This is a genomic window from Candidatus Bathyanammoxibius amoris, from assembly GCA_024451685.1.
Classification (GTDB): Bacteria; Planctomycetota; Brocadiia; order Brocadiales; family Bathyanammoxibiaceae; genus Bathyanammoxibius; species Bathyanammoxibius amoris.
In genome coordinates this window covers 35167-58006 of sequence record JAMXCW010000002.1, presented here as the reverse complement: position 1 = coordinate 58006, position 22840 = coordinate 35167, and the positions used below count along the sequence as shown (strand labels likewise).

Annotated in this window: 22 protein-coding genes, 1 other RNA gene and 2 pseudogenes; 20 read left to right on the top strand and 5 right to left on the bottom strand. The window is 51.3% G+C overall.

Annotated features, from left to right (window positions below):
- Positions 1–9: 9 nt before the first annotated feature.
- Positions 10–312, top strand: a complete 303-nt coding sequence (locus NOU37_01655; protein ID MCQ4573938.1) for a response regulator — start codon at positions 10–12, stop codon at positions 310–312.
- Positions 313–556: 244 nt separating this feature from the next.
- On the opposite strand, the gene NOU37_01650 is transcribed toward NOU37_01655, so the two are convergent.
- Both NOU37_01650 and NOU37_01645 read right to left on the bottom strand, forming a co-directional pair.
- The gene (locus NOU37_01650) at positions 557–1264 is read right to left on the bottom strand and encodes a uracil-DNA glycosylase (GenBank protein MCQ4573937.1); all 708 of its coding nucleotides are present in this window, start codon (positions 1262–1264) and stop codon (positions 557–559) included.
- A gap of 59 nt (positions 1265–1323) precedes the next feature.
- On the bottom strand, positions 1324–2352 hold the full coding sequence (locus tag NOU37_01645; protein MCQ4573936.1) for a bifunctional oligoribonuclease/PAP phosphatase NrnA: 1029 nt from the start codon (positions 2350–2352) through the stop codon (positions 1324–1326).
- Between the two features lie 238 nt (positions 2353–2590).
- Here NOU37_01645 and NOU37_01640 point away from each other — a divergent pair, with 238 nt between their 5' ends.
- The 10 genes and pseudogenes from NOU37_01640 (at position 2591) to rnpB (ending at position 12387) form a co-directional block, all read left to right on the top strand.
- The gene (locus tag NOU37_01640; protein ID MCQ4573935.1) at positions 2591–3448 is read left to right on the top strand and encodes a sulfide/dihydroorotate dehydrogenase-like FAD/NAD-binding protein; all 858 of its coding nucleotides are present in this window, start codon (positions 2591–2593) and stop codon (positions 3446–3448) included.
- The gene (gene gltA, locus NOU37_01635) at positions 3445–4893 is read left to right on the top strand and encodes an NADPH-dependent glutamate synthase (protein ID MCQ4573934.1); all 1449 of its coding nucleotides are present in this window, start codon (positions 3445–3447) and stop codon (positions 4891–4893) included. The genes NOU37_01640 and gltA overlap by 4 nt, the downstream gene beginning before the upstream one ends.
- Positions 4894–4922: 29 nt before the next feature.
- Positions 4923–5123 carry a sulfur carrier protein ThiS gene (thiS, locus tag NOU37_01630; protein ID MCQ4573933.1) on the top strand — a complete coding sequence of 67 codons (201 nt, stop codon included), beginning with the start codon at positions 4923–4925 and terminating at the stop codon, positions 5121–5123.
- A 17-nt stretch (positions 5124–5140) separates the two neighbouring features.
- Positions 5141–5935 (top strand): thiazole synthase, encoded by a 795-nt coding sequence (locus NOU37_01625; GenBank protein MCQ4573932.1) that lies wholly within the window; start codon positions 5141–5143, stop codon positions 5933–5935.
- A gap of 684 nt (positions 5936–6619) precedes the next feature.
- The gene (gene hisF / locus NOU37_01620) at positions 6620–7381 is read left to right on the top strand and encodes an imidazole glycerol phosphate synthase subunit HisF (GenBank protein MCQ4573931.1); all 762 of its coding nucleotides are present in this window, start codon (positions 6620–6622) and stop codon (positions 7379–7381) included.
- A 492-nt stretch (positions 7382–7873) separates the two neighbouring features.
- Positions 7874–9652 (top strand): DNA primase, encoded by a 1779-nt coding sequence (gene dnaG, locus NOU37_01615; GenBank protein MCQ4573930.1) that lies wholly within the window; start codon positions 7874–7876, stop codon positions 9650–9652.
- A gap of 14 nt (positions 9653–9666) precedes the next feature.
- Positions 9667–10011: pseudogene (locus tag NOU37_01610) on the top strand (RNA polymerase subunit sigma-70).
- Between the two features lie 567 nt (positions 10012–10578).
- Positions 10579–11313, top strand: a pseudogene (gene rpoD, locus NOU37_01605) (RNA polymerase sigma factor RpoD).
- Entirely contained in the window at positions 11291–12025 is a 735-nt protein-coding gene (locus NOU37_01600) for a C4-type zinc ribbon domain-containing protein (GenBank protein ID MCQ4573929.1), read from the top strand. The pseudogene rpoD and the gene NOU37_01600 overlap by 23 nt, the downstream one beginning before the upstream one ends.
- 7 nt (positions 12026–12032) lie before the next feature.
- Positions 12033–12387, top strand: an RNA gene (gene rnpB / locus NOU37_01595) — RNase P RNA component class A.
- Between the two features lie 625 nt (positions 12388–13012).
- Here rnpB and NOU37_01590 read toward each other — a convergent pair.
- Positions 13013–13195, bottom strand: a complete 183-nt coding sequence (locus NOU37_01590; protein MCQ4573928.1) for a hypothetical protein — start codon at positions 13193–13195, stop codon at positions 13013–13015.
- 32 nt (positions 13196–13227) lie between these two features.
- A complete protein-coding gene (locus tag NOU37_01585) occupies positions 13228–13530 on the bottom strand; it encodes a hypothetical protein (GenBank protein ID MCQ4573927.1) in 303 nt (100 codons plus the stop codon).
- A 220-nt stretch (positions 13531–13750) separates the two neighbouring features.
- On the opposite strand from NOU37_01585, the gene NOU37_01580 reads away from it, so the two are divergent.
- From NOU37_01580 to NOU37_01540, 9 genes are all read left to right on the top strand, one after another.
- Positions 13751–14197 (top strand): hypothetical protein, encoded by a 447-nt coding sequence (locus NOU37_01580; GenBank protein ID MCQ4573926.1) that lies wholly within the window; start codon positions 13751–13753, stop codon positions 14195–14197.
- Between the two features lie 204 nt (positions 14198–14401).
- Entirely contained in the window at positions 14402–15379 is a 978-nt protein-coding gene (locus NOU37_01575; protein ID MCQ4573925.1) for an AAA family ATPase, read from the top strand.
- A 2-nt stretch (positions 15380–15381) separates the two neighbouring features.
- Positions 15382–16248, top strand: coding sequence for a DUF58 domain-containing protein (locus NOU37_01570; GenBank protein MCQ4573924.1), 867 nt, complete (start codon positions 15382–15384; stop codon positions 16246–16248).
- Complete coding sequence (locus NOU37_01565) at positions 16182–17609, top strand: hypothetical protein (protein MCQ4573923.1); 1428 nt, start codon at positions 16182–16184, stop codon at positions 17607–17609. Before NOU37_01570 ends, NOU37_01565 begins: the two co-directional genes overlap by 67 nt.
- Entirely contained in the window at positions 17606–18652 is a 1047-nt protein-coding gene (locus tag NOU37_01560) for a VWA domain-containing protein (protein MCQ4573922.1), read from the top strand. The genes NOU37_01565 and NOU37_01560 overlap by 4 nt, the downstream gene beginning before the upstream one ends.
- Before the next feature lie 12 nt (positions 18653–18664).
- Positions 18665–19249 (top strand): hypothetical protein, encoded by a 585-nt coding sequence (locus tag NOU37_01555; protein MCQ4573921.1) that lies wholly within the window; start codon positions 18665–18667, stop codon positions 19247–19249.
- Positions 19250–20260, top strand: a complete 1011-nt coding sequence (locus tag NOU37_01550) for a VWA domain-containing protein (GenBank protein MCQ4573920.1) — start codon at positions 19250–19252, stop codon at positions 20258–20260. It abuts the gene before it with no gap.
- Positions 20261–20357: 97 nt separating this feature from the next.
- Positions 20358–20954 carry a hypothetical protein gene (locus tag NOU37_01545; GenBank protein MCQ4573919.1) on the top strand — a complete coding sequence of 199 codons (597 nt, stop codon included), beginning with the start codon at positions 20358–20360 and terminating at the stop codon, positions 20952–20954.
- Entirely contained in the window at positions 20951–22249 is a 1299-nt protein-coding gene (locus NOU37_01540) for a 2-hydroxyacyl-CoA dehydratase family protein (protein ID MCQ4573918.1), read from the top strand. The genes NOU37_01545 and NOU37_01540 overlap by 4 nt, the downstream gene beginning before the upstream one ends.
- A 94-nt stretch (positions 22250–22343) precedes the next feature.
- On the opposite strand, the gene NOU37_01535 is transcribed toward NOU37_01540, so the two are convergent.
- Positions 22344–22838 carry a TlpA family protein disulfide reductase gene (locus NOU37_01535; GenBank protein ID MCQ4573917.1) on the bottom strand — a complete coding sequence of 165 codons (495 nt, stop codon included), beginning with the start codon at positions 22836–22838 and terminating at the stop codon, positions 22344–22346.
- Between the last annotated feature and the right edge of the window lie 2 nt (positions 22839–22840).

Below are 22840 nucleotides of genomic sequence, written 5' to 3'. Positions count from 1 at the left end.
CCGCCCTACCTGACCTCCGGCGAGGCTGCATTATCAGGTGAAGAAGCCATAAGCATGGCCAGGGAGCTGAGGCCCGATTTACTTGTGACGGATATTGTCATGCCGGGAAAGATAGACGGCGTAGAGGCCGCTAAAATAATCAAGGCGGAGCTGAATATCCCGGTTATATTTGTAACTGCCCACAGGGACAAAGCGTTGCGGAGGGCAAAGGAAGCGGAACCCATCGGTTATCTTTTGAAGCCGTTTAGTTTAGAGGAAGTAAGAGTTAAACTGAAGGATTTGATAAGCGGCACGGGAGGAACGGAAATTTAATAGAAAATCAACCCGGATTCGCTTTGCTTTCCCGGAATATTGAAGGTATCCATCCCGTACCTTTGAGACCTGTGGCACCCCGGCACGGATTGTCGTCCTGTACCCCCCCCCCAAATGTTAGTTGCCCGATTTATCAGGCTGTTTATAGATGCCCCATAAATGGGGCAGCTGCAAGCAGATTGTAAGGGCGATTTTTTCAGAGGTCTGAGTTCATCCTGGCGGGCCAAACAAACCGGTCGGGGTATCAGTCCGTCTCCAACTCATCCAGCAGTGCCCGGACCTTCTTCATGTCCTGCCAGCACTTGCCCTTCTCGCCCGGGTTTCTGAGCAGGTACGCCGGGTGAAACGTGGGCATCAGCTTTATGCCGTCATAATCATGGAACTGCCCCCTCAGCGTGGTTACGCCCTTTTTGGTGTCGAGCAGGTACTGGATGGCGGCATTACCCAGGGCGCAGATGACTTTTGGTCTTATCAACGCTATCTGGTGTTTGAGGTAGCTCGTTGAACAGATAGAAACCTCGTCCTGTCTCGGGGTGCGGTTGTCAGGCGGGCGGCACTTGACCATGTTGGCGATATAGACGTCCTCACGGGTGAGTTTTATGGCCTCTATTATCTTTGTCAGGAGCTGTCCGGCCCTGCCTACGAAGGGGAGACCCTGCCGGTCCTCTTCGTAGCCGGGACCCTCGCCGATGAACATGAGGGCCGCAAATACGTTGCCCGTACCGAAGACGACGTTCGTGCGGGATTCGCTCAGGCGGCACTTGATGCAGGTGGCGGCATCCTCTTCCAGTATGGCCAGGTTCCGCACCCGGTCGTCCTCTTTCTTCCCGGGAGTTACCTCCACGGCGCGGCCCTTAACCACAAAATCCGTCCCGAAACTTTTTTCAAGTTCCAGCTTCCCCCTTAATGAACTGACAATCCTGCCCAGTTCGTCCCTGTTGTTACCGGCCATGGCGTAGCATGTATTGAAGTTTTAACGGCGCAGGTTGCAGGCATTACAACCTGTGAAGACTAGGCAAGCGCTTCTTCCTCAAGTTTCTCTGGGGACTCTAAGGCCCTTATGGCGGCCTCTACCACCCGGTCCTGGACCTCCTGGATGGGCCCGTCTAGTTCACACCCCGCGGCCCTCTGGTGGCCGCCGCCTCCAAAACCATTAGCCATCTTGTTGACGTCGATGCCGTCACGAGACCGGAGACTGACCTTGACCTTGTTTCCCTCTCCCAGTTCCCTTAGCAGCACACCGACTACTACACCCTCTATGGAAGAAGGCAGGTCGGCAAAGTCCTGGGTGTCTATGGGAGGCATATGGGCCTCGCGCATCATCGCTCTCGTAAGCCACATGCAGGCGATCTTTTTGTCGCAATGGAAGCTGAGTGTCTTGACCGCCATGGACTGGAGCTGCATATAACCGTAGGTGTTCATCTTGTACAGGCGTTGTCCTATGTCTGTCGGATCCGCCCCGTGGTCTATCAGGTAGGCCCCTACCCTGAAGGTGTCCGAGGTGGTGTTGCGATGCATGAAGCGGCCTGTATCCGTTATTATTGCCACGTATAATGCCCTGGCTATCTCAGGGGTTACCTCCACGTCCATGCCGCGAAATAAATCGTAGACGATTTCCCCGGTAGAGCACTTCTCTGTATGCACAATACTTACGTCGCCAAAGTTCTCTGTGCACAGATGGTGGTCAATACAAATGATTGGTATCCCGGAGGAGACGACCTCACGTACGCCCCCGACTCTCTCTGCCGAAGACGTATCCAGCACAATGGCCAGATCAAAGCCGTATGACTTTCCCGGGGCGGAAAGGGATGTCCTGGTATCGTCATTCCAGCACCTTGCGTCAACGTCCTTGACAAGGAATTTGTATACCCTTGGTATACTGGAATCGTTCAGGATGCAGGGTTCCTTTCCCATGGCCTTCAGCGCATGGTAGAACGCCAGCTCAGACCCCAGGGCGTCACCGTCAAGGCGTATGTGCGCCGTTATCAAGGGCCTTTTGGACCTGTCTATAAGCTCTTTTAGCTTTTTTATGCCTTCCATGAGAACCTTTATTCCTGAGAATTGGGCTAGTCTCTCTTAAACATCTTTATCCGATTTTTCAGTATATAACCATCCATGTGCCTTGTCAAATCTCCTCTTGCATTTGGCCGGAGATATCGTTAATATGCGAAAAGGGCCACACCTGATGAAGCAACCCAGGTGATTTATTTATGATTCTATACGGGTTGCTCTTTTTGTTTCTACTGAACATTCAACAGATTTGACGCGGGCAAAATAAATGTTTAAGGTGCGAGAAAAAGAACAACTCAGCGAAGTTATCTACAGATTGGTTATTGAAGCGCCGCGGATCGCCAGGAAGAGGAAGGCGGGGCAGTTTGTCATGGTCAAGGTGGATGAGACCGGGGAAAGGGTCCCCCTGACCATTAATGATTCAGACTCCGAGGCGGGCACAATCACCATCGTATTCCAGACCGTGGGCTACACCACCAAACTGTTGGCGACGTTGAAGGCGGGAGACTACGTGCAGGACGTCGCCGGCCCGCTGGGCCAGCCCACCCATATCGAAAAGTTTGGAACGGTGGTATCTATAGGCGGCGGCCTGGGAACCGCCCTGGGCATGTCCATCACGAAGGCCCTCTACGAGGCGGGCAATCACGTTATAGCGATGATAAGCGCCCGGAATAAAGGCCTGCTGATGTTTGAAGACGAGATGAAGGCGATAAGTCACGAACTGGTAATCTGTACCGACGACGGCTCATGCGGTTTTCACGGTTTTCCGACACAGGCGCTGAAGAAACTCATAGACGACGGTAAGAAAATTGACCTGGTAGTGGCGGTCGGTCCGGTTCCCCTGATGGCCGCCGTAAGCGAAGTCACCAGGCCGTACGGGATAAAGACCGTGGTAAGCCTCAACCCGATAATGGTAGACGCGACCGGTATGTGCGGCGCCTGCAGGGTGACCGTAGGGGGAGTAACCAGGTTCGGTTGCGTGGAGGGGCCGGAGTTTGACGGCCATGAGGTCGATTTTAAGGAGCTTATGACAAGACTGAAGATATACGCGGACGAGGAAAAAGAGATGAACGACAGGTTTAACAGCACACATGGGGCTCAGGTGGCCCAGGAGGCGAAGAAATGATAGACGACACCACCCCTTCATGTGACGAAGAACAGAATCTTAAAAACATGCACAAACAACCCCGCACAAGCATGCCGGAGCGAGAGGCTCAGGTAAGGGCGAAGGACTGGGACGAGGTACCAACGGGCTATACGGCCGAGATGGCGAAGAGAGAGGCCCTTAGGTGTCTTCAGTGCAAGAAGCCCCTGTGTGTGCCGGGCTGTCCGGTAGGCATCGACATCCCCGCGTTCATAAAGCTTATCGCCGAGGGTGATTTCGTCGGCGCGGCCAGAAAGTTAAAGGAGACGAACAGCCTCCCTGCGGTCTGCGGGCGCGTCTGTCCACAGGAAGACCAGTGCGAAAAGGTCTGCATCGTAGCCAAGAAGTGGACGTCCGTCGGGATCGGCAACCTGGAACGCTTCGCGGCGGACGCCGAAAGGGAGCAGGGAGAGGTGGAGATACCGGAGAAACAACCACCCACCGGGTATAAGGTGGCCATCGTGGGCTCCGGCCCTGCGGGGCTTTCAGCCGCCGGGGAACTGGTCAAGATGGGCCACGAGGCAGTGGTGTTTGAGGCCCTCCATAAAGCCGGCGGGGTGCTCCTCTACGGTATCCCCGAATTCAGGCTGCCCAAGGCGATTGTGGGCGCTGAGGTGGATTATCTGAAAAAGCTGGGCATCAAGATAGAGCTGGACATCGTCATCGGGAAGTTGGAGACGGTAGACGAACTCCTGAACGATGGTTTTGATGCCGTGTTCGTGGCGGTGGGTGCGGGGCTGCCCATGTTTATGGGTATCCCCGGCGAGAACCTCTGCGGCGTGTACTCGGCTAACGAGTACCTGACCAGGGCCAATCTCATGAAGGCATATGACCCGAATTACGCCACGCCGCTGTTGAAGAGAAAGCGTATCGCAGTGGTAGGCGGGGGCAACGTGGCAATGGACTCCGCGCGAACGTCCCTGAGGATGCCGGGCACCGAGGAGGTATACATCGTGTACCGCCGCTCCAGAGACGAGATGCCGGCCCGTATAGAAGAAATTAAACACGGAGAGGAAGAGGGCATCAAGTTCATGCTTTTAACCAATCCGGTCAAGATACTGGGAGACGATAAAGGCTGGGTGAAGGCCATAGAATGTCTAAAGATGGAGCTTGGAGAGCCGGATGACTCGGGACGCAGGAGACCCGTGCCGATAAAGGGCTCAGAGTTTGTACTGGACGTTGACTGTGTGATAATGGCGCTTGGAACGCGCCCGAACCCGCTTGTTCCCATGACCACCACCGGCATGGAGGTAACGGCAAAAGGCACCATCGTGGTGAATGATGAAACCGGCGAGACCACCAAGAAAGGGGTCTTCGCGGGGGGAGACATAGTTACCGGCGCCGCCACCGTAATCCTCGCGATGGGCGCGGGCAAGGACGCGGCAAAGGCCATTGACCAGTATGTAAGGGCCAAAAAGCAGGGATAAGTACCCAGGCAGGCAGGTAGGTAAGAAATATGCGTCTCATAATAAACGGCGAGACCGAGACACATCCGGACGGCATGACGGTGCAGGAACTATTGGACTCACTGGGCATCGGTGAGCGCCCTGTAGCCGTGGAGCTGAATCGCAAGGTCCTTCCCAGCGGCAAGCTAAAGGAACAACCCTTAAAAGAAGACGACTCCCTTGAGATAGTAACGTTTGTGGGTGGAGGCTAGCAGGTAGTTTTTATATCATGGGAAAGACCCCCGCTAAAGAGGCGCAGGAAGACACGCTTCGCCTGGGAAAATACGAGTTCACCTCAAGGCTCTTTGTGGGCACGGGCAAGTATCCCTCGATGGAGGTGATGCGCGAGGCCCTGGAGGTAAGCGGCGCAGAGGTGGTCACCGTCGCGATAAGACGGCTCAAGCTTAAAGACCGTCCCAAAGAGTCACTCCTCGATTACATAGATACCAACCGGTACACGATCCTGCCCAACACGGCTGGCTGCTACAACGCAGACGAGGCCGTCCGCACGGCCCATCTGGCCAGGGAGACGGGTATCTCCGAGATGGTAAAGCTGGAAGTGCTGGCGGATGAAAGGACTCTTTTGCCTGACCCGGTCGGCACCCTGGAGGCCGCGAGGCGACTGGTCAAAGACGGTTTTACCGTGCTGGTATACACCACAGACGACCCGGTCATCGCAAAAAAACTCGAGGACGTGGGGGTCACAAGTGTGATGCCCGCCGGCGCCCCCATCGGCTCCGGCCAGGGCATATTGAATAAAAACAATATCCGCATCATCCTCGAGAACGCAAAGGTGCCCATCATAGTAGACGCTGGTGTGGGCACCGCCTCCGACGTCGCTATAGCCATGGAACTCGGATGCGAGGGTGTGCTTCTCAATACGGGCATAGCCCATGCAAAGGACCCTGTGAAGATGGCCAGGGCCATGAGGCACGCCTGCGAATCGGGCCGGCTCGCATACCTTGCCGGAAGAATCCCCAAAAAACTCTACGCAAAGGCGTCCAGCCCGGAAAAGGATTTTTAGGCATAAATTTGAATAAGTACTTCTTTACCAAGTTAAAATGTGTATCATAAGAAAGCTTTTTTTCTTAGAGTAAGCTATTAACTCATTAGCAAAGTAGATTATCGATGGAAGTAAACAAGTTATCAAATCCTGATGTCGTTATCGCAATTGTTGCCATACTGGCTTTGATACAACCCTGGATTTTTTCTCTTTGGAATCGCCGGAAAGTCGGAAAGTTAAATATATATCCTACCGGCAAGCTTTCTATGTAAAATAGATCAGCCTTACCGCTATGTTCTCGTATTTTATGATAAAGATACACAAAATATGATGCGTCCGTACCTCGAAAGAATAATTCGAAAAACTGATTCTATTTGGATAAACGCTTACGATTTAGTGTATAAAGACACTGCCACAATTGAGACTGCTTTTAAAGAACTTCGAAATACCGATGAATATAAGCAAGCTTACACGTATGTCAACGATCAAATGTTTTACTGGAAGCCGGGTGAATACCGAGTAACCCTAAGTGTTATCAGTGACAAGCCTAGGGAAAAGTTTGATAGTACTGTTGGCTTCGAAGTTTCCGATGAAGACGTTGAGCTTCTTCGACGGAACATAATAAATATGCTAGAAAACCGGCTCCGGCAAGAAGTTGGCTATCAGCCATTTTCTTATAACTTTGCATATCCGCGTTAACAACAAATGTTAGCAAAGAGAATCATACCCTGCCTCGACGTAAAGGGCGGCAGGGTCGTAAAGGGAACGAAATTCCTTAACCTCCGGGACGCCGGCGACCCCGTCGAAGTAGCGGAATTTTACGACCGGGAAGGCGCCGATGAAATAACCTTCCTCGACATAACCGCCTCACACGAGGAAAGAGACATCATCATAGACGTCGTGTCCGCGACCGCCTCTGAGGTCTTCATACCCCTGACGGTAGGTGGTGGCGTGCGCAACCTGGAAGACATCCGCAGGCTGCTCAGGGCGGGGGCGGACAAGGTTGCGATAAATACCGCGGCAGTAAAAGACCCGGAACTTATTAATCAATCGTCCCGGCGTTACGGCAGCCAGTGTATTGTGGTGGCCATAGACGCGAAGCGGGCGGGGAATGAGCGCGGCTGGGAGGTCTACGTAAACGGCGGCCGCACGCCCACAGGCGTAGGTGCGTTAGAGTGGGCCAGGGAGGTCGAGAAAAGGGGGGCGGGTGAAATCTTACTGACCAGCATGGACTGCGACGGCACAAAGGAGGGTTACGACTACGAACTCACCAGCAGCATCTCAGAGGCCGCGTCCATACCCATAATTGCCTCCGGGGGCGCAGGCAGACTGGAACACTTTTATGACGTCTTTACCATTGGTAAGGCAGACGCGGCCCTGGCCGCCTCCGTGTTCCACTACAAGGAATACTCCATTCACGATGTCAAGCGCTACCTTAAGTCAAAGGGTGTCACCATGAGGCTGTAGCGCACACTTCACCCGGATTTTGCCTTCCAGACTTTTTTTGCCGGTTTGGATTTTTTTTGGCAAAATTTACAAAAAAAGCCAAAACTTGCTTGACAACACGCGTTGTTTTGTTATAATCCGGCAAGTTTAGTTACTTAGTGAACTAAAGTTTTGGAAGGAGGTGAAGAAAGTGGCCAAAAAGAAGGCCAAAAAGAAGGCTAAAAAGAAGGTAGTAAAGAAAAAGGCTAAAAAGAAGGCCAAAAGAAAAAAGGCCAAGGGGCGTTGTAGGTAGAACGAGCTTTTTAGCGAAGGGGATTTTTTCAAAAAATCCCCTTCGCGCCATCTTTAGTGAAGAAACCAACCGGATGTGCGTGTAACCTCCCGTATTCACACACCTTACCTAAAAAACCGACGTTGTTAACCAATCTTTTTCAATCTATTTCTTTGACTCCTGGTGATATTGTGATAGAATTTAAAAGTTTAAAGACTCTATAGCTAAATGAAAGGGTCTGTATGGCCGGATATACCTCCAGCGAAAAGATTAATGAAGTACAGAGACTTACAAACATCGTGGAGGTGATTAATCGGCACGTAAACCTCAAGCGTGCCGGAAAGAATTTTACAGGCCTGTGTCCCTTTCATGCAGAGAAGACGCCAAGTTTTTCAGTTAGTCCTGAGAAACAAATATATAAATGTTTCGGTTGTGGCGAGGGTGGCACAGTTTTCACGTTTGTAATGAAGAAGGAAGGTCTTTCCTTTCCTGAGGCCCTGAGAGTATTAGCTAAAAGGGCCAGGGTTGACATACCGGAACCTGGCGGAAAAGAGGGCAAGTCCGAGGGCAGGGTTCCACTCTATGAAGTTAATCATCTTGCGGTGGAGTTCTTTCATAAATGTCTTCTGGGCGAAGAGGGAAAGCCTGCAAGGGACTATCTTCAAAACCGCGGAATAAAAGAAAGCTCCATTAAAAAGTTCCGGATAGGTTTGGCTCCCGATAGTTGGGATACACTTGTCCGACTGGCCCAGGCCAAAGACATACCTCTCTCCAGGTTACAATCCTCCGGCCTTATCATAGCCAAGTCCGGCGGTGGCGGTGTTTATGACAGGTTCCGAAACCGCTTGATGTTTCCCATTACCGACTATCTTGGCCGCGTGGTAGGGTTTGGCGGCAGGACCTTATCCGGTTCGGAACCGAAGTACGTCAACTCCCCGGAGACGAGATTGTTCAGTAAGGGCAGGTGCCTTTACGGATTATACGCGGCGAAACCCTCCATCCTTGAAAATAGAAAGGCCCTGATAATGGAGGGCTACACCGATGTAATAGTAGCCCATCAGGAAGGCATTTCTAACGCGGTGGGGGTCCTGGGCACGGCACTCACCGTAGAGCATATAAGGACGCTCCGGCAGTGGACTCCGGAGGTTGTCCTGGTTCTGGATGGCGATACTGCCGGGAGGAAATCTTCTGACAGGAGCCTGGACATACTGGCAGAAGAGGAGATTGAGGCCAGGGTAGTCCAACTGCCCGAAGGTGATGACCCCTGTGAATTTATACTGAGAGATGGGGCAGACCGGTTTAAAGAACTACTTGGTAATGCGCTTGATTTCTTCAGCTTTAAGGTGCAGATGGTAGAGGCGAAACACGACGTCTCAACGGCTTCCGGTAAACTTGCCGCGATAAGGGAGCTTCTCCACATGGTATTGAAGATCCCGAACGAGTTAAAACGGCAACTCGTTGTAAAGGACATAGCGAAGAAGATGGCGGTTGAAGAAGATATATTGAGACGTGAGTTCAGGAATTTAACACCCTATGGTATACGGAAGACCGCGGACGATGAGGCCGTTGTAACGACAGGTCCCGGTGTAGACTACCGGGCGGAGAAGGAACTTTTGGGTCTTTTGCTTTCCCACAATGAGCTGATAGAGGAGTTTGAGGCAGAAGTAGGACCAAAGGCCCTGAAGACCGAGAGCATCAGAGAGATAGCAAGCAAAGCCTTAGAGATTTACCGCAAGAACGGTCATGTAAGGGAAGTGGACCTGATTCCGTTCTTCCACGGCGATGAACCCGCAAGGGCCATTGCCGACGTTACCTTTGATGTTGAAAGAGGCGACTACCGTAACCGGTTTGATGATTGTGTCTATTACGTAAAGAGACGAGAAAGCAAAAAGAAAATCGGTGACACAAAAGAGAGAATAAAGACGTTGGATAGTGACGAGAAGATGGAAGAGGCGAAGCTTCTGAGAGAATTTCATGAAAAGACGAAGCTTGCACATCTTTCTCGAAAGAGGACACAATGACACGGCGTGATTTAATGGAAAAGCTGGGACAAAAAATAAAAACACTAGCTCAACGGGGAAAAGAAAAGGGCTATCTGACCTACGAGGAGCTTAACGATATTCTCCCCGACAACGACGTCGTCTCACCGGAAAAGATAGACGACATCCTGATAATGTTGGATGAGATAGGGATAGACCTCATCGATGAATCCGAGGTCGATGCCCGTGACGCGGCGGAGCTTGAGATTGCTGAAGGAGGACTGCCCGAGGGAGGGTATGAGGTCGTTATTCCGGAGAAGATAGACGACCCTGTAAGGATGTATCTGACCCAAATGGGCGAGATACCCCTGCTCACCAGAGACGAAGAAATAGAGCTTGCCAAGGAGATCGAGATAACCAAGAAACGCATATTCAGAAAGGTCTTCTCCTCCGATTATAACATCGAGGTCTACGTGGATGCCCTGGAGAATCTGTGTAACGGAGGTGGCCGTGCCGAAGGAATCATGAAGTTAGATTTCACCGTAGATACCGGCAGGGAAAGGATTTTCCAGAGGCTGCCGAAAGAAATAAGGGCGCTTAGGAAGACAATTGAGTTAAACACGAATGACTATAGTAAGGCGCGCTTAAAGAAAACCACAGAGACGGAAAGAGTAAACTTGCTGCGGAAGATACGGTCAAGACGTCGCAACGCCCTGGAGCGAATCGCAGGTCTTAACATAATAACAAAAAAGATACGGCCGTTAATATACCGTTTGCAGGCCATACGTAGAGAGATGAGCGCGCTCAAGGAGCAGATAAACAGGACACGGAACCGTCATACCACCAACGGCCGCCTGAGGGAGCTTAACCAATCGCTTTCCCTGTTGGAGAGGAAGGTGCTGGAGACGCCCGACAGCCTCAGCAGGAAGGTTACACGCATTGACAAGATATTCCTGGAGCATGAGACGGCCAAGAGGAAACTCTCCAGCGCAAACCTTCGTCTGGTGGTCAGCATAGCTAAGAAATACAGGAACAGGGGACTGAACTTCCTGGACCTGATTCAGGAGGGCAACACCGGGCTTATGAGGGCGGTGGATAAATATGAATACAAGCGGGGTTATAAGTTCAGCACGTATGCCACATGGTGGATACGCCAGGCCATTACACGCTCCATCGCAGACCAGGCGCGAACCATCAGGATACCCGTTCATATGATAGAGACCATGAGCAAGATCAGAAACGTGTCAAAACGGCTGTTGCAGGAAAAGGGGCGTGAACCGACCATAGAAGAGGTTGCGAATGCGGTGAGTGTCTCCGTGCCTGAGGCAAGGCGGATAATGAAGATCTCCCGCTCACAAATCTCCCTGGACCGGCCGGTGGGTGAGAGCGAGGACAGCTCGTTCGGCGATTTCATCGAGGACGAAAAGGCCGAATCCCCCGTCTCCGCGGCCACACAGGAGATGCTCAAGGAGAAGATAGAGACCGTCCTCCACACTCTCAGCTACAGGGAAAGAGAGATTATAAAACTACGCTACGGCATAGGAGACGGTTACACGTATACCCTGGAAGAAGTGGGAAAGAAGTTCAACGTTACCAGGGAAAGGGTAAGACAGATTGAGGCAAAGGCTGTCAGAAAACTACAACATCCCGTAAGGAGCAGGAAACTAGAAGGGTTCCTCGATGGCATTGGAAGTAACCAATAAAGAATCCGGACTGGACAGGCTGGAACTGCTTAAAAGGCTCCAGTCCATCGACAATAAAATCCAGGAATCAAGCAAGCGAAAAGGAATAATACAAAACCGCATTAACGAATCAAAGGCTAAGATCAAAGGGGCGAAGGCCCTCCTGGAAGAAAAGCATACCGAGTCAATGAACTTCCAGAAAGAAATAGACAAAAAGTCCCTGGACCTCAAGTGCGTAGAGGAAGAAATACAGAAGTCCAGAGAAAAGCTCCTTAAGATAAACAACAATAAGGAATACAGCGCTGTCCTCTCTGAAATAGGAGGAAGGGAAGCGGACAAGAGCCTTCTGGAGGATAAGATACTCTCCATGATGGCCGATATGGAAAACGTGACCGCCGGAGAAAAAGACCAGAAAAGAGAGAAGGAGACACTGGAAAAGGAACACGATGAACTGAAGGTGGCGGTGGAAAGCGAAATTGCCGTTTTAGACAAGAACATCGAAGAAACAAAGGCGTCGTGGCAGGAAATCGCGCAACAGATAGATAAAGAATCACTTGAGCTGTATAAGCGGTTGGTAGAAAAAGACGGTGAAGCGGTGGTAGAGGTATCAGGGCAGGCGTGCGGAGGCTGCTTTATGCAGTTGACTCCCCAGACCTACAACCTGGTCCACAGGAAACAGGAGCTGATACCGTGCCTGAACTGTGGTAAGATACTCTGCCTCCCTGAAGGCTAGCGGCCCGGGAGCAGGCGAGGTGGCCGCCCGCACGCCACGAGCAGGCGGGAGGAAAGTCCGAGCTCCACAGGGCAGGGTGGTGGGTAACGCCCACCGGGAGCAATCCCAGGGAAAGTGCCACAGAAAACATACCGCCCGTCACTTCGGTGAGGGGTAAGGGTGAAAAGGCGGGGTAAGAGCCCACCGCGGTCCTGGTGACAGGACCGGCATGGTAAACCCCACCCGGAGAAAGGCTGAATAGAGGGGGATGAAGCGGCCCGCTTCGCTATGACCCCCGGGTAAGCCGTTTGAGGCGTGCTGAAAGGCGCGTCCCAGATTAATGGTCACCCACGACAAAACTCGGCTTATTGCCCGCTCCCAGGCTGCTTTCTTATCGCTTTAAGACTCAGCAGGCAAGGCATAACAGCCCCTTTCTGTTTCCAGTCCAAGGGCAGTTATGCCACCCGGCACGCCCGGAGTTTCACCGGGTTTTCTGCCTGACTGATACAAAATCCTGTTCGGCTATAACCAGTGAGCCTTTAAAATATAACTGCTAAAAACAAGCCTAGCAACAATCCCATTAAGAACTCGGCCATCGTTACTCCCCCCTTCTACAGGTTTAGACTATTGGGTGATAAGTTTCTAGATGCCCCGAGGTGAGCTTCTCTGTTGCCGGGATTTACCGCTATCTGCAACCATAGTCAAGCATAATGAGCCTGGTGTAGAATGGGTATTTCCGGCAATCCGCCGGATGGCTACTCGGCCGGCATACGATGTAATGAGTCCAGCTGCTTAAATGCCTTGGGGTGTTCAGCATATTCCAAAAAGAATTTCTGGAGGTCCGCGGTGTTTGCTGTGAGGATAATCCTTCTTGTCCCCCCGGATTCCTTCTCTACATACACGGCATCTTCGAGGCATTGAGCAGGTTATGCAGGTATTTATAATAGCGCACGGCACAGTTTATACATAAATTTGTGCTGAAAACAAGCCCGAAAACACGTTGCGCCTTTACCGGCGGATTTCCAGGAGAAATCCCTCCACGATAAGGACTACGCCAAGACAGTAAATGCCTGCCTCGAGGGCTACAGGTACGGGGGTGAGACCACCGGAGAGGACAAGTACGGAGACAGTTAGCCACAATAACACCGCACACATAAGGCACAAAACGGGCATCATGTCTGTGTTCTTCATTATTCGGTTGTCCTTAGCGCAAGGGTGTACTATTATTCTTCTTCCGGTAGTTCCACCTTGACCGCACGGCCCTTTGGAAAGATTATCCATGACTCACCGGTCTGTTTGTTGGTCAAAATGACCCTGCCGAAGTACCCAGACGTGCCGGGATCAACAGGCACTACGGTGTAAACCCCACCATTGGTGCCAGATACATCGGGGACCTTAAGTCTCTCCGGCAGCTTGGACATCCCGTAAAAAGACAGAAGGAACTGGATTACCACGACCGCCAGAATCGCCATGAGCAACCCGGCGATAAGCCCGGTCAACCTTGAGCTTCTTATGTCATTTCCCATACATATTCCTCTCTAATCTTGTATCCCCTCTTTATCCCCGTGTCGAATAAGATACCATTCCTCACCGACTTAGAAAACAAAAAAAGACTCTATCCGCGAAAAAGGAAATGGTAGCGTGTTTTCCGCGCGACTAAAGAGGCTTGTCCGCATCCGCGGAAGCTTATATAATAGCCGTCTTCGCGGTGGGAAGTATGCGTTAAATAGAGGCTATGAGCGTCATATGAGTTTCAAGAGGTCAGGATTAGATCCGACACAGCAACAGGTTGTTACGAAGAATATCCTGTTAATTACCAGACAAATCTATGACAAGGTAAAAGGGGAACGTCCCGACGAGGACGAACATTTTTACCTGGCCACAACATGGTACCAGAAACATTTTAAAGATAAACGCCCGTACCGGCAGGGCGATCCGCTTCTGGAGGGAGAGCTTGACAGGCTGTCATGGACGGAGACCATGCAGTTCGCCATTCTCGACCCGCCGGACTCAATCAGGGTATTGAGCCTTTACATGGTGTACAAGGAATGTCCGAGAGAATACCTGAAATATGTACAGGAGTACAACAAACTGATGGAACCTGTCACGACGGCACTGGAAAACGACACATTTATGGAGGTCTACAGGGGAAAAAACCCAAGAATAGTTATGAGGTCTGAGCCGGAAGAGTAGATTATAGCCGCAACGTTCGAAACGGCCCGCCTCACATTGAGCTGTCTTCCTGTCATATTATCTTACGAGACGTTGACTGACTAAGTACTTGCCTGTGATAGTGAATGAATATATAATGCTTTAGTGCCTGTTCCACAGGAGTGCTCTAAACGGCAGGATATACGTTTATCGTATTATCGGCTCATCTTATAAAGGCCAAATACCTTGCAGGTATCGATAGAAGACCTGAGGCAAAAGATAGAGGCCCTTAAGGTCGAGGTAGGAAAGGTTATAGTCGGGCAGGAAGGGCTTATTGAGGGCATACTTGTGGCCCTTCTCTCAGAGGGGCACATCCTGCTTGAGGGCTACCCGGGCCTTGGCAAGACCATCACTGTTAAGACCCTGGCACAGGCGATAGACTCCAAATTCCACCGCATACAATTCACCCCGGACCTTATCCCTGCGGACATTATAGGCTTCGAGATGATAGAGCCTGCCACCATGAAGGCCACCATCCATAAGGGCCCTGTCTTTACCAACCTCCTGCTGGCAGACGAAATAAACCGTGCCCCGGCCAAGGTCCAGAGTGCGCTGCTGGAGGCCATGCAGGAACGGCAGGTCACCATAGGCCGCACCTCCTATGCCCTGGAAAAACTCTTCTTCGTACTGGCCACCCAGAATCCCATTGAGGTGACGGGCACGTACCTCCTCCCGGAGGCTGAAGTGGACAGGTTTATGCTGAAGTTGAGGATAGAATACCCCTCCTACACCGAGGAGAGAACCATCACGGAAAGACAGGTTACGGATAAAGAACCTGGCGTAAAGGCGGTATTCAACCCGCATGATATAATTCAGCTCAGACACCATATAACCGAGTGGTTCCCGCTTAAAGATGAATCCCCGATTGTAAGATATTCTACGAGGGTTGTAAGGGCGACAAGGCCTGAAGAGAGCACAAACGGTTTCATAAAGGGTGTGGTGCTTTATGGCGCTTCACCCAGGGCCTCTATCTCTCTGGCCAAGGCCGCGAGGACATACGCGTTTATCAAGGGCGACGACACAGTGCTACCGGAGCACGTACAGGACATGGCCTACCCCGTACTCAGACACAGGGTAATTCTGACCCACCAGGCAGAGTCCAGCGACATAGACCCTGATGAAGTCATAAGAGACATGCTTGAGACGGTGCCAAGACTTGAATAAAGATGACCCAAAGGACGAGAACTAGAAAAATCCAACTATATTTCCGCAGGCTCGCCTCAAGCCTGTTCGAGGGTCCTTTCACCGGTTCGGTTACTGGCCCGAGGGGCCTTGAACTCGACGAGATAAGGGAATATCAGCCCGGTGACAGCCTCCGCGCCATCGACTGGAAGACAACGGCAAGGACTAGGAGCCTTCACATAAGAGTCAGCCTCCCTGACCGGAGGACTTCGGTGCTGTTTCTCATTGACAAAAGTGCTTCCAGGAAATTCGGCGCAAGAGAGGTAATAAAGGAAGACGTCCTGTTCTCTGTCCTTTCCATACTGACAGAGGTGGTGGGAGAGAGCGGCAACCCTGTCGGGCTTCTCACCTTTACCGACCGTGTGGAGAGATATTTCCCTCCGAACTTAAACCAGAGACAGCTCCTCAGGCTGATGAGCGCGCTGAAGGCGGAAGAACCACACGGCACACTCACAGACCTGGATGCCGCCTTTGTCTATGTCAACAGTCTTAGCCTGGCTCCCAGTGTGGTATTCATTCTGTCTGACTTTATCGCAGAAGAGAATTATCATGCCTCTTTATCCACCCTTTCAAAGAAGCACGAGGTAATCCCCATTGTGATTAAGGACGAGCGTGAGGACGTGCTTCCCGGGGCAAGGGCCTTTCTGGCGGTGCGCGACATGGAAAGCCGGGAGTTTGGCTTCCTGGACCTCTCGCAACCTCTTACGGGAGAACGGTTTGCCAAACTGTTTATACGCCTCGGTCTGGACTACTTAGTCGTAAAGACAGGAGAAGACGAGGGAGTATGGGTGAACATGCTCGCAAACTTCTTCGAGAAAAGGGCGAGGACAAGAAGGGCGGTGAAGGGATGAAGAGGTTCATTGTCATAGTCATAACCTTCTTTATTGTATTGTGTTTATACCCGTTTTGTGTAAGTGCCCAGTATGCCCCGGAAACGACTCCCGAACCACCCTCTCCCACCGCCATGCTTGAAAAGACCGAAACAAAGCCCATAGAGATTTGGATCTTCCCGGGTACACACAGACTGGTGACCGGCAAGGCCCTGATACTCACGGTGCAGGTAATCTGGAGGTTGGGGATAAACGTCCACTTTGAGGACCTGATGGATGTTGACCTCTCGCCGTTTAAGGTAGACAACGTAACCGTCGGGGAGAGACAGATATTTGACAACGAACGAGACTTTAGGGTCATTCAGTATATCCTGTCCCTCCCGGAAGACGCAAAAGAGGGCAAGTATACGGTACCCTCCTTCGGCGTCTCGTTTGTAGACGAAGTGGCACAGATGGAGGGGCTGGCCACCTCAACTCCCATAACCGTAAAGAAGGTCCCTCTGACAATAATAGGCAAGGTCGATAAAGACGTCATCCAGATTGGGGACATAATACGTTACCACCTTACAATCCTTTATGAAAAGGATACGGAGATACTGTTAAAAAATCTACAGGAGGTCAGTTTTGAGCCATTTGTCCTCTTACACTCGTCTTTCCAGCATGAAGAGACACCACAGATAAAGAAGCTGAAGCTTGACTACTATCTATCCATCTACGAGATGGGGGGAGAGAAGAGGAAGTACGAGATACCCCCGGTCTCCGTATTCTATTATAAGCCGGATGGACTGGGCGGCGAGAAGCAAAAGGTCGTAGAAATGGAGGAAGTACAAACACAGCCTGTCCCCGTTATCATCAATAAACTCCTTAAGGTGGTGGATGTCCCGCTGGAGGGCCAAAAAGGACCGATAACCTACAGTAGGAGCGAGCTTTACTTCAGGGGCTACTTCTTGATATTCCTTGGCGTCTCCCTCTTTCTCCTCGTGCTTGTTCCGGCGGGGCTGCGCAGCATCAGGGAGAACTTCTTTCCTCCCAAAGAGGAGCCGTCTGAAACACCCGAACTGGTAGTGCAGGGGTTAAGGGCGCTCCTGTCTTCGTTCCGCTTCAGCGGAGAGAAATACCAGGACCGAAAGCATCTGGAGGGCGTGGATACGGCGCTGAGGGTCTATCTCGGGTCACTATCAAACATGCCAAGGGAAAAGGCGTTGGCGATAACCACTTCCGAAATGCTCACCAGGATACCCGCAGAGATAGCCCTGCCCTCGGAGGAGATACTCAGGGGACTGGACACGCAGATTTTTGGCGGAAGCCTGGAAAGAAAAAAGGTTGAGGAGCTAATCGGCAGGATTGAGGAGCTGCTCCAGCCTGGCGGCGAAGACAAATGAGCCTGGAAGCACCCGTATTTTTACTCTTAATACCGCTCATGTATCTACTCTTCCGGCTGTTCAGATGGCGTGGATACGTGGGATATTCAAGCCTTGGGAGGCTGCCGAAGCTCTCTCCGCTCAAGGCCTTAGCGATAAGGCTTCCACGCGCGTTGTGGTTCCTGGCCGTCACTGCGACAATTATAGCGCTCTGCCATCCGCTCTCAGACCTGCAGGAGATAGAGGTGAACACACAGGGCAGGGAGATGATAATGGCAATAGATACCTCGTTCAGCATGACGGGCAACGCCATGGAGGAGATTAAAGGGATAGTCACGGATTTTGTAGGAGAGAGGCCAAACGACCTTATCGGCATAACTATATTCGGCACAGACGCGGCGCTCGTCGTCCTGCCTACTCAGGAATACTCACTGCTTGAGAATTCCATAAAGAGAATCCATGCCTCTCAGGTGGGTTTTCAGACGGCTATCGGCGAGGGGCTTTTCACCGCCATAATCGCGCTCATTGAGGGTGACATGGGCACCAAGTTTGAGATTAAGAAGTTGAGACACAGCATTAACAGAGAGAAACTGGGAGACTACGCCCTGGAGGTTGCCAAGGAGCTGGGGACAAAGAAAAACAGGATAATCATACTCTTTACCGACGGCATATATAACGTGGGTATAAACCCCGCAAGGCCGCTCAGACTGGCCTCAAGACTTGGCATAAAGGTTTATGCCGTCGGGGTAGAACCCTCCGCAGAAACGGGCGTGGAACCGGAACTGGCGGCCCGAAGAAAATCAGACCTTAAGAAAGGTGTAATGACCACCGGAGGGACGTATTTCATGAAGAGCGGGGAAGTAATAACAGGGCCGCACTTCAACAAAGAAGATTATGTAGAGGTAGCCAAATTTTACAAGGAGATAGATTCCATTGAGAGAGACAAAATATTCCTGGAAAAGGTTACCAGCAAGAAGGATCTTTACTTCTATCCAGCACTGTTTGGACTCGTCTGCGTTCTTGGAATGGTCACCGTAGAAAATATTTGGATAACGATACCCTGAGGTGTAGATAAAATGAACAGGACAATTATCATAAAGGGGTTTATAGCTTTTCTGTCACTCTGCCTGATAACCTATGGGATGGGCGTCCGCGACCGTTGTCTACTGACGGCCAAGGCCAGAGAAGACATCACAATGAGCAGGTACAAGAGCGCCTTGGAGGACCTCGAACGGATAAGGAACTCGACACTCAACGGCGCCCTGCGTTTATTGGGCGGGGAGGATCTTGTACTCGAATACAACACCGGGGTCGTGCTGACGTTATTGGAGAAAAAAGATGAGGCTGCCGCCAGGTTCAAGAAGGCCTCCAGGACGAATAGTCCGGTTCTCAGGGCGAGGTCTCTCTACAATGAGGCCAACCTGCTTGCCGACAAACTTGATTTCGTCAACGCCGCCCAGGGCTACGTAAACGTCCTCCGGATAAACCACACGGACTTTCAGGCAAAGAAGAACCTCGAAAGGATGCGTCTGGGCGAATTGCAGTTCTCCATGATGTTCAGCCCGGACAAAGAGGAGAGGGAAGAGAGGGTTCAGGCCCTTAAACTGCTCCCCTGGGGCAACAAGTATCAATACAGCGGCAGCCCAAGACTGAGGTGGTAAATGCTGGTTTTTGACAACGATGCTTATCTATGGCCGGTAGGCGTAATCTGCTTTGCCGTCTTCTTTCTCTATCTGTATTCTTGCTGGAAAAAGAAGAGGTGGCTGAGAGAATTTGGCAGCATAGGGCTGGTCGCGGGGGAGAGCCGCGTCCCCCGGGTGTTTAGAGACGTCCTGAGGGGCCTGTCCATCGGCCTTGCGGGCGCCGCGCTGGCCCTGGTACTCTTAGGCCCTAAGTGGCTCACTACCGAGGAACAGTACGAGCAGGAGGGAATGGAGATTGTCTTTGCCCTGGACGTCTCCATAAGTATGCTGGCAGATGACGTCAAACCAAACCGGCTTCAAAGGGCGAAGACAGAGATAAGAAACCTGGTGAAAACGCTCCATAACGACAATGTCGGCCTTGTGGCGTTTGCAGGTAAGGCCTTCTCCCTTATGCCCTATCTAACCCGGGACTACGAGCACATCTTCCTCAGGTTGCTGAACCTCATAAACGAGAATTACTCAAGGGTTGTGCCTTATGGCACAAATATCGGCAACGCCCTCCTCATATCCATGGACTCCTTCAGCGACAAACCCGTCGAGAAGGTGCTGATATTGCTGACCGACGGTGAGGAGCAGATAGGTGTGAGAAGCCAGGTAGCCGAGGCGATAAGATTACTACTTGAAAAGAAGAACATTTCGCTATATATGATAGGCATAGGGGATCCCAATAGGGCGACACGCATCCCCAAAAAAGACAGGTACGGCGTTACCGTAGGTTATGAGAAAGACCAGCATGACAAGATTATTAAGACGCGCCCCAACCCGTCTTTTCTAAGCGAGATCGCTCAGCTTTCAGGCGGCAGCTACGTGCATGACGCGACGGGGGAAGAATTGGAAGACATCTTCCGCTCTGCCATAGAAAAACACAGGAAAATAGTGGGGATAAGGGAGAAAAGCATACTTGTTGACGTCTCCCAGCACTTCCTTGCTGCGGCAGTCCTGTTGCTCATCCTGGGCCTTTGTGTTTGAACAGCATTACTATACATCACAAATGGTGCATAATAATGTCAGTGAAAATGTATAAGTTCCACCTCTCAACACCCCCTGTCAGGGAAAGGCAAGGTCAATGCATAGATTCATAAAAATTCTTACCTGTTATCTCCTGTTATCCGTCCTTTCAGCCGCCCCGGCGCAATCGATCCAGCTGGAACTCAGCGAAAAGGACATAAAAGACGCCCTGGAGTACGGCAACTCGAGAAGAGAGCTCTCACATCCAGAGGTACTAGAGGTTTGGAGGGTGAATCTGGGCTACGGGGTGGGTTCTGCCACGGTTATAACCCCGTTTGGGAACCTGGCGATTCTTTCAAAGGAGATGTCCCGGAGATCTCGCGAACCCAGTGAAGGTGAGATAAAAAAGACGCTCTCCGAGAACAGGGGCAAGCTGGTCTTCGGGTGTTCTATTTACGGAGACGACGCAGAGTTTGCAGATGAGTATAAAGCAGTCCTTATGTACAAGGACAAGAAGTTGGAACCCAGCGAGAAGGAAGTCCCTGCCAGTGCGGAATACACGCGCTCTTTTCCAGACTCTCCACGTTACTGGGCCCTGTGTTTTTACAAGTTTGACATACCCGATTTAGACCCCAAGGCAAAGGTCACCTTGATTTTAAAAAACGGTGACGGCAAGAAGCTGTCGTTCCCCTTTAACCTCGCAAAACTAAGATGAGACAATTCGACAGGCTAAAGAAAGATGTTGAGGCCCACGCCGTACGCTTCTTCCTGAAGCAGTTATGCCGCTTTGGACATCTATTTGTCAAAGATAATACCAATAACGGTATGGAGTCGTTGGCATTTCTGACAGAAGAGGGTTACAAGTACTTCTACCAGACCTATAAGAATGAAGACCGGGTGGTATGGACAAGCCTCTTCGTCCCCTCAGAAATACTCTTCGGTATGGGGTTGCTCCCGTTCAGCCTTGAGGTGGGTGCTGCGCTTTCCGCATGTGGAGGCCACAGTTCAAGGGGATTGATGGAGGCAGACTCCGAAGGTGTCCCCATAGACGTATGTTCATTCCACAAGTCGGCCCTCGGCTTTGCCTACAAAGGCTATATGCCCAGACCCATTGCGCACGCGGCAACAAGCTCCATATGTGACTCTAACCTCAAGATGATAAAGATATGTGAGCCCATTACAGGAAAGAAAACCCTTGTCCTGGACGTGCCTTATGAACTCAGCAGTGAATCGGTGCGATATCTGGCAGGACAATTAAGGAACCTGGTAAAAGGGCTTGAAGAGGCATCCGGCCGCAAGATGGACCCTGAAAGGCTCCGTAAGACCATAGAAACGGCCAATACGACCCGTCAACGTATGCTGGAGGTGAATGAGGCAAGAGTCAGCCCCTTTGCACACCTGCCGGGTACAAGGGCATTGGGCTTCATGCTGCCCTCTCACATGCTCTCAGGCTCCCGGATGACGGAGGAATTCTATACAAGGCTTTCTCTGGAACTAAGGGAGAAGGTAAAGGCCGAAGAGGAACGCGGCTCAAAACCTGATAGAAAGATAAGGCTCCTGTGGCTGGAACTTAAACCTTACTTTAAGGCTGAAATACCCGCGAAGATAGACGTCAGCAGTGATACTAAGATCGCCTTTGAAGAGATAAACTACGTGTACTGGGATGCGCTGGACCCCGACAGGCCATATGAGAGCCTTGCCAGGAAACTCATCTCAAACCCCAATAACGGTCCTCTTGAACGCAGGATAAAGGTTATCAAAAAGCTGGTGAGTAAATACGACATAGACGGCGCGGTGGTATTCTCTCAGTGGGGATGCAGAAGGAATAATGCCGCGGTGCCCACAATAAAGAAACAACTCTACCGGGAGGGGGTCCCGGTGTTGAACATTGACGGGGACTGTGTAGACAACCACAACGTAATGGCGGGCCAGATTAGCACCAGGTTTGAAGGTTTTCTGGAGATGCTGAGGGTGGGAAGACATGAGCAAGCGGAAGTCCTCAAGGCCTAGGACCAGGGCCCCGGGTTACAAGGAGAAAGCCCCAAAAATTACGAAGACCAAGAAGACAAAAGCCGGTATGTTTTAGCCATAAAACCGCCACGTTCTACTCTTCCATGGATAACTTTTGTATAAGCTTCCTGAACCTTGGCTTTGCATCCTCACTGAATCCAATTTCTTTGTGCCGTACCCGGCCGTCCTTGCCCAGGATGAAGGTGACGGGTATGAATTGAAGGTCGTAGGCCTCTATTACGTTGTCCCCACACACAAATACGGGGTATCTTATCTGCTTTATGTCCACAAAAGACGCAATTACGTCCGGCTCTGCCCCCTCGACGTTAACACCTATAATCTCAAGTACACCGTTCTCACCGGCGCCGTAGAGTGTGTCCAGAAAGACCACTTCCTCTCTGGAAATGGAAGACAGGGTGCTCCAGAAACAAAGGACCACTACCTTTCCTTTGTTTTCTTTGATTACGTTCCTAAGCTCTGCGGCATTGAGCCTCCCCACGGTTGTTGTCTTATCGCCTGCAGGAAGGTAGGCCGGCGACCACGACATAAGGGCCAGCAGCAGGGTTATTGATACAAATGTCCTTCGCATGC

Bases quoted from the DNA above. Each gene is read 5' to 3' on its own strand.
- NOU37_01560 (MCQ4573922.1), top strand. From the start codon at position 17,606: ATGAGCCTGGAAGCACCCGTATTTTTACTCTTAATACCGCTCATGTAT.
- dnaG (MCQ4573930.1), top strand. From the start codon at position 7,874: ATGGCCGGATATACCTCCAGCGAAAAGATTAATGAAGTACAGAGACTT.
- gltA (MCQ4573934.1), top strand. From the start codon at position 3,445: ATGATAGACGACACCACCCCTTCATGTGACGAAGAACAGAATCTTAAA.
- NOU37_01535 (MCQ4573917.1), bottom strand. From the start codon at position 22,838: ATGCGAAGGACATTTGTATCAATAACCCTGCTGCTGGCCCTTATGTCG.
- NOU37_01540 (MCQ4573918.1), top strand. From the start codon at position 20,951: ATGAGACAATTCGACAGGCTAAAGAAAGATGTTGAGGCCCACGCCGTA.
- thiS (MCQ4573933.1), top strand. From the start codon at position 4,923: ATGCGTCTCATAATAAACGGCGAGACCGAGACACATCCGGACGGCATG.
- NOU37_01550 (MCQ4573920.1), top strand. From the start codon at position 19,250: ATGCTGGTTTTTGACAACGATGCTTATCTATGGCCGGTAGGCGTAATC.
- NOU37_01565 (MCQ4573923.1), top strand. From the start codon at position 16,182: ATGGGTGAACATGCTCGCAAACTTCTTCGAGAAAAGGGCGAGGACAAG.
- NOU37_01590 (MCQ4573928.1), bottom strand. From the start codon at position 13,195: ATGAAGAACACAGACATGATGCCCGTTTTGTGCCTTATGTGTGCGGTG.
- NOU37_01640 (MCQ4573935.1), top strand. From the start codon at position 2,591: ATGTTTAAGGTGCGAGAAAAAGAACAACTCAGCGAAGTTATCTACAGA.
- NOU37_01570 (MCQ4573924.1), top strand. From the start codon at position 15,382: ATGACCCAAAGGACGAGAACTAGAAAAATCCAACTATATTTCCGCAGG.
- hisF (MCQ4573931.1), top strand. From the start codon at position 6,620: ATGTTAGCAAAGAGAATCATACCCTGCCTCGACGTAAAGGGCGGCAGG.
- NOU37_01625 (MCQ4573932.1), top strand. From the start codon at position 5,141: ATGGGAAAGACCCCCGCTAAAGAGGCGCAGGAAGACACGCTTCGCCTG.
- NOU37_01555 (MCQ4573921.1), top strand. From the start codon at position 18,665: ATGAACAGGACAATTATCATAAAGGGGTTTATAGCTTTTCTGTCACTC.
- NOU37_01645 (MCQ4573936.1), bottom strand. From the start codon at position 2,352: ATGGAAGGCATAAAAAAGCTAAAAGAGCTTATAGACAGGTCCAAAAGG.
- NOU37_01545 (MCQ4573919.1), top strand. From the start codon at position 20,358: ATGCATAGATTCATAAAAATTCTTACCTGTTATCTCCTGTTATCCGTC.
- NOU37_01580 (MCQ4573926.1), top strand. From the start codon at position 13,751: ATGAGTTTCAAGAGGTCAGGATTAGATCCGACACAGCAACAGGTTGTT.
- NOU37_01650 (MCQ4573937.1), bottom strand. From the start codon at position 1,264: ATGGCCGGTAACAACAGGGACGAACTGGGCAGGATTGTCAGTTCATTA.
- NOU37_01600 (MCQ4573929.1), top strand. From the start codon at position 11,291: ATGGCATTGGAAGTAACCAATAAAGAATCCGGACTGGACAGGCTGGAA.
- NOU37_01585 (MCQ4573927.1), bottom strand. From the start codon at position 13,530: ATGGGAAATGACATAAGAAGCTCAAGGTTGACCGGGCTTATCGCCGGG.